The organism is Gemmobacter caeni (assembly GCF_003054195.1).
Lineage (GTDB): Bacteria > Pseudomonadota > Alphaproteobacteria > Rhodobacterales > Rhodobacteraceae > Gemmobacter > Gemmobacter caeni.
The window spans coordinates 1-5793 of the sequence record NZ_QBKP01000050.1 but is presented as its reverse complement, the minus strand read 5'-3'; the positions used below and the strand labels follow the sequence as shown (position 1 = coordinate 5793).

Sequence of the window (5793 nt, the reverse complement as noted above, 5' to 3'; positions counted from 1 at the left end):
TCAAGGCCGATCCTTTTGATCTCCATGGCACGAGCCCTCCTGTTTATCTTCCTAGGATACGCCACCCGAAGGCGGCGGGGTCCATACCATTGCCCGTTTGAGGCCAAGGCTGCTTTGGCGGCCGGGATTAGTGATCGGTGCGGTCATGTGTCAGGCCTGTCTCGCGGCGCTTTTATATGACAGCTGGCCGGTATGGTGATACGCGGATTGTCTGCTCATCAGTGAGTCGGGCGCATGGTAAGCTTCTTGGGTGGCTGGTGATCATTCACTCACCAGCATGACACAGCCGATGCCGCCGGAGGGCATCCACACCATCAGTGAAACCCTGTTCATGCTACAAGGGAGAAGGTAGCAATGAGTGTGACCATGGACGACAGCATCAAGCGCTGGACGGCGAAGCGTAAAACCACGCTGGTGATTGAGATCATGCAGAGCAAGATCACGGTGGCGGAGGCCAGCCGGTCCTTCGACCTGCCGCCCTCCGAGATTGAAGGTTGGGTTGATGACGCGAAGCGGGGGATGGAGAATTCCCTGCGGGCGAAACCGCTCGACCTCCGCGAGTAATACGAGAAGCAGCGGAAGGATCTTCAGGAGGCCTATGGCGAGGCCATGCTGGAGTAGCGCGCCCGAAAAAATTCTAGGCTCTGCTGGATGCGCAGGACGACAAATGATCCAGAGCATCCATCAAGGCCATGATCGAGCATCGCTGCGGATCAGAAAACAGTCCGGGGGACTGTTTTCCCGCCAAGACCGTCCTTCGGCTACGGGACGGTGACCTGGCTTCTGGGGTTCAATAAAAACACAGTGCAGCGTGTCTTTCAGCTCAGGGGCTGGCCCCCTCTCGGCAGCATGCTGCGCATGCGCTTGCCGGGCAATGGGTCTGTAAGCGGATAATTGGCATAGGCACCCGCATCGAGGCCGTCTCGTCCGTGGCCCAGGCCCCGAACGAACGCTGGTCGACCGACATGTGCCGGGTCTGGGCGGGGCGAGATGGCAGGGCCACGCTGGCCCTGGCCATCGACTGCCACACCCGCGATCTGTTGGGCTGGCATTTGTCGCGATCCGGCAAGGTCACGACCGCAGCCAGCGCGTTGGAGCATGCCCTGATCACCTGGTTCGGCACCTTGGGCTGGGTCACGCAGGAGTTCCTGCTGAGGTCGGACAACGGGGTCGTTTTACCAGTCGCAAGGTCACGGCACTGGTCCGCAGCTACGGGTTGAAGCAGGAGTTCATCACACCCCACTGCCTGCAACAGACGGATGTAATTGAATAGCCCCTTTCTGAGGTCGAGTGGTTCTTCAGCTTGGGGCGCCACCTCCTGCACGCAATACGCGCCATCGGTGACTGGATCTGTTTCTACAACAGCCGTCCTCATCAGGCGCTTGCCATGCGCACGCCGGCCGAAGCATTCAGATTAGCGGCTTAACCTGAGCAGATTCAGATGGGTCGATACAGATCTTCCGGGTTCATTGTAGGATTAAGTGTCAAACCTCCCAGCTCCGCCCAGCATGCCTGACCCAAAACAACCTCAACAGTGCCGTCCGGAAAATTACGCCCCAACTCTCAAAGGCACCAAAAATCACTTGTCTCTCAGGAGACTGGAAAATATACGTCCAGTCGGAGACGTGGCCGAGTGGTCGAAGGCACACCCCTGCTAAGGGTGCAGGCGGGAAACCGTCTCGAGGGTTCGAATCCCTTCGTCTCCGCCATTACCCATTGAAAACATTGGAAAAGTCAGGGGTTTTTCTGGCTTACCCTCCAAAGAACCCGCCATCCCAAAAACGCTTGGAAGCTACGCCTTGCGACAGCTTGCGCGCGAAGCGGCCCCAAAAAACTGTCTCAGTTGAGGTTTGACATATAATCTTGCAGTGAACCCGGAAGACGGCGGCTGACCCCGGAAGATACCGGACATGCCAAGAAAAACAGGGGTTTGCACTGATCGCAGGCAGATTTCAGCGCCGAGGTGGGCTGTCATGCAGTAAGCCGTGAAAAGGGCCTTCAAGGGGTGTTGAAGGGAGATTGAAGGGGTTGCGGATGCGATGTGCTGGAAGGCCGAAAACCCAAGGAAACAAGGCGGAATCAAGGGGCTTGGTAAGCGGAATGCCGAGGAGTGCCGGTTCCGAACCTGCAAATCAGGCCGCAAGTTCGCTTCAGCAGTTGCATGTTCGTTTAAGGTTCTGAAAAATATAACAAACTCAATGGCGCGCCGGTGTTCTGAACGGTCGAGAACCTGCAACGGATTTTACAGCCCTTTTCCCGTACGAGATCTTGATAGGCACTGCCCGTTCGGAGCCGCTCAAGGGGCAGAGTCTGCGCATCCTGCACGGCAGGAAGCGGCCCTTTGCGGACGGTCGGCCGTCGGGGATGCTGCATCGCCGCATCTCTGGAAGCCGACGTTCGACTGATCGACAGCACAGGCATCGAGATCGAGGGGATCGGCGAGTGGAACGCCCGCGAGCATGGCGGCGCCAAACGCCGGGTTTGGCGCAAGATCCACATCGGGATTGATGAGAAACCCCTAAAAACCCTCGCGGCAGAGTTTACCACCAGCGACGTGGGCGATGCGCCAATGCTGCTTGAGCCGCTCGCTCATATCCCGTCCGAGCAAAAGATCGGCAGCGTCACCGCCGACGGCGCCTTCGACACCCGCAAGTGCCATGACGCGATCGCCGCCCGCGGGGCAGCCTCATCAGCCAGCCCCGCAAGAACGCCAGGTTCTGCAAACCTGATACCCCCTGCGCAATCGCGCGCAACGAGATCCTGCGCACATCAAAACTCGTCGGCCGGGCGATCTGGCGACGATGGAGTGGTTGTCATCGACGAAGCCGCGTCGAGGCGAAGATGCACTGCGTCAAGCTGCTAGGGCAGCGACTGTCTGCCAAAGATTTCGAGCGTCAGGTTGTAGAATTACACGTCCGTGTCGCCGTCCTGTACGGCTTCACGGCACCTGGAACGCCCGTCACAGAGGTCGCGGGATTAGTCTGTCCGGGGAAGGGAGATGTCCTGCTTTCAGACGATTTGTGCAACAGAGGCCTAGCGAATCCGAAAATCCCATGTACCGACAACAGACTGCTTTTGCCGATTCTCAGCGCTTCGCTGTCGGCTGAGTCAACTCAAATCGTCAAACTGTTTCCGCTTCTTCCCTAGTGTTTTCGAATGGAAGGTAGCCCTTATATATTAGCTGATTTCTGACAACAGTGCTGTGAACATGGAATTTACGAGCTGTTGCATCGATATCCTCATCCGTCGGATTGATCAGATCGATATGCTGCCGGATATCGTTGAATGGGCAGAGCAGGTTATGCGCAAAGGCACGTTGAAATTTTTGACGATCTGTCTTTGCGTGGCTGATAACGCCAAAAGTGCCAGATTCACACCAAACTGCATCACCTAGAAACCTAGCCAGCTCAAATCTTCGGTCATGTGCAGAAAACGTTTTCAGCGAAAGCAGGCTTGAATCATCTTTCACCGACAGGCGAGCGCAGTAGGGAAGATTCCTCGCTGTCGCTGTTGCGGCCTTAAGATCATCCCATCTTGCTCTGAAAATATCAGCAAACTCTTGTCGCTTTAGTGGCCCGCGACGAATTCCGATCTTTTCTCGAAGATTCTCCGCTGCGGCTTCTGCAAGCATCCACGGACTCGCAGCTGATGGAAGATTGCTATCAAAATCAACGTCATGCGAAATGTTCAAATCCAATTCCACACTGGATGCACGTGTTGCTTCGATGACATCCCGTAGAATATTCGGAGATTGCGTTCCCGGATACGCGTTCGCCGCTTCATCGACTCCTTCCTCGCCGACAGTATCCTCAAAAGCTACAAGGGCATCAATGACAGAGTCAGGCGCCTGATCCGGATCGAAGCCAAGACAAGCTTCGAGTCGGCGCCATCCAGCAAGCTCCGGATCAATTCGCTCTGCTCTAACTTGTCTAAAAATCTCAGCTAGCGCCCTTCCATCCATATCTCTAGCACAGTGTCCGATCACCGCGCTGATAAAACCGTCTACTTCTGATTCATACTCGTCGGCATCAACGGTCGCCACTCTGAAATCAAAGTATTGCTGCGGGCCGCCGACAGTATTCTTTCCGAAGCTTGGAGCGAATACAATTCGATCAGAAGAACTGTAGATCATCACTGGTGGCCAAAGGGCCCCACCTGACGCTGAGTTCAACTCATGTCGGATCCGCCAATCTGAAGATGCTGAGTGCGAACTGCGCAACGTCTCCCAGCGGAGCCGCCACCAATTGTCGGCCAGCCAAAGAGCGAGACTCGTAGCAGAAGCTCTGAAGCTATCTCTGACCGAGCCTTTTTCAGTATCCGCAATCCTCGAGAGCAATTGCTCGCCAAGCCTGAGTGAAATATCTGCCACGTCTTGACTCCTTGCGGGCCAAGCGGCAGACATTTCAAAGTATTTTCTCTCGGTCATCTATAGAATGCCTCAGCCCTAGCGATGGCGGCAGGTAGATTTGGGTCATCTTGTATCTGAGAATCGCAACCTACGAAAGCGATCTCGCGCGCTCTGGTCAGAACGTACTGTGCGAATGCATCCCCAGGAAGGACTGGGTAGCCGTGGTACTGTGCAAGGCCACCGTTGGTTACGCGCATCTCGAAGATCCATCCTGTGTCGTCTATGGTCCACAGGAGCGCAGGACCATCTTCGTCGCCATGATCTGACCATAAGCCAAGACCTATGCCACGGCGCAGAAGAAATGGTATGCGCGTACAGTCCTCAGGCTTGAATTGAGCATGTGCATCGCAGAAGGTGCGCTCGTCATCCTGACCCGCGTATGGCCTTAAGCCGTACGCATGGGGATGAAGCTTGTGTTTCGAGTATGGGCCGTATGTGGCACGTTTTCCAAGTGCTGCACGCTCATGCGGCCCTGGGACATCTGTCAGCAAGCGGCGTTTTGGATTGTTGCGTGTGCGCTCAGGAGCTACGCGCTGAGGCGGCTTCCGCCTGCTCATTGAATGCCTCTTCGCTAGATTAGAGCGCATTTTATATGTGATTAGTGTACTTGAGCCAAGGGCCAAGCATCAATCGTGGCTGCTAGGAGCATCATGCGATGACGCGTTCCGCCCCTGACGTCGACTCGCCCAAGCATGGTCCGCACTGTGCGGCGGAGCCGTCCATAGGGTCATAAAATTCGGCTGTAGTGTCGCAACGCGCTCAGGCAGCTTTTCTCACGTTGTAGGTCCCTGTTCCGCTGATCGCTGCGGGATCTCGCGCAGTCGACCGCTTTCCCAGGAGTGCTGCAGGCGCCATGCCGCACTGCCGTCAGGCCGCTTTCCGCCCTTCTGAGCGATCTGGAGCACTTCATTGCTCCGCTGTAAACTCCGCCTTCAGATAGCGCCATGCCCTTGCCGCAGCCAGCGGGACCACCCCGTTACCGGCCGCAGCGGATCGGTCCAGCCAGGTGGCCACCCCATCACCCAGTCGCTGAATGCCGGGTTTAAGGTGAGGTGCCCGTCGGAGTGCTTCTCCCCATTCAGCAAACTCACCCGGCATCGGTGGGAAGAGCGTGGGCGTTGCGGTGTCCAGCCCGAGGCTGTCAGCAGATCCCACAGCAACGTCCAGGCCTGCGCCGCATTGCGCAGTCCGACCTGGCTGCCGCTCTGGTTCTGGTCGGTCCTGAATTGCAGGCCCAGTTCCCGCGTCAGCGTCACACAGGCCCGGTTGCCCGCCGCCTTGAAGGTCGGTGTGGGCCAGAATGAACATCCGCTCGCGGATGTGCGGCGCGCCGACTTCCGCCGCTGATACGACGCACGCTGCAACCCGGTAGCCCATGCCCTGAA

4 protein-coding genes, 1 tRNA gene and 1 pseudogene are annotated in these 5793 nt (G+C 56.9%); 4 read left to right on the top strand and 2 right to left on the bottom strand.

All coding sequences use genetic code 11. From position 1 onward, the window contains the following. The first annotated feature begins 366 nt into the window (after positions 1-366). The 4 genes and pseudogenes from C8N34_RS25430 to C8N34_RS25410 all read left to right on the top strand — a co-directional run. Positions 367-564 carry a DUF1153 domain-containing protein gene (locus C8N34_RS25430; protein ID WP_229825563.1) on the top strand — a complete coding sequence of 66 codons (198 nt, stop codon included), beginning with the start codon at positions 367-369 and terminating at the stop codon, positions 562-564. Positions 565-929: 365 nt separating this feature from the next. Continuing rightward, positions 930-1220 (top strand): DDE-type integrase/transposase/recombinase, encoded by a 291-nt coding sequence (locus C8N34_RS25420; RefSeq protein ID WP_229825562.1) that lies wholly within the window; start codon positions 930-932, stop codon positions 1218-1220. Between the two features lie 399 nt (positions 1221-1619). Beyond that, a tRNA-Ser gene (locus tag C8N34_RS25415) sits at positions 1620-1709 on the top strand. 692 nt (positions 1710-2401) lie between these two features. Then, a pseudogene (locus C8N34_RS25410) lies at positions 2402-2976 on the top strand (IS5 family transposase); the annotation flags it as partial. 145 nt (positions 2977-3121) lie between these two features. On the opposite strand, the gene C8N34_RS25405 reads toward C8N34_RS25410, so the two are convergent. After that, positions 3122-4369 carry a hypothetical protein gene (locus C8N34_RS25405; protein ID WP_199750788.1) on the bottom strand — a complete coding sequence of 416 codons (1248 nt, stop codon included), beginning with the start codon at positions 4367-4369 and terminating at the stop codon, positions 3122-3124. 971 nt (positions 4370-5340) lie between these two features. After that, a partial coding sequence (locus tag C8N34_RS26575; protein ID WP_211317746.1) for a hypothetical protein occupies positions 5341-5793 on the bottom strand: 453 nt, incomplete at its 5' end.

Excerpts from the sequence above, each read along its gene's own strand:
- C8N34_RS25430 (WP_229825563.1), top strand. The coding sequence starts at position 367 with ATGGACGACAGCATCAAGCGCTGGACGGCGAAGCGTAAAACCACGCTG.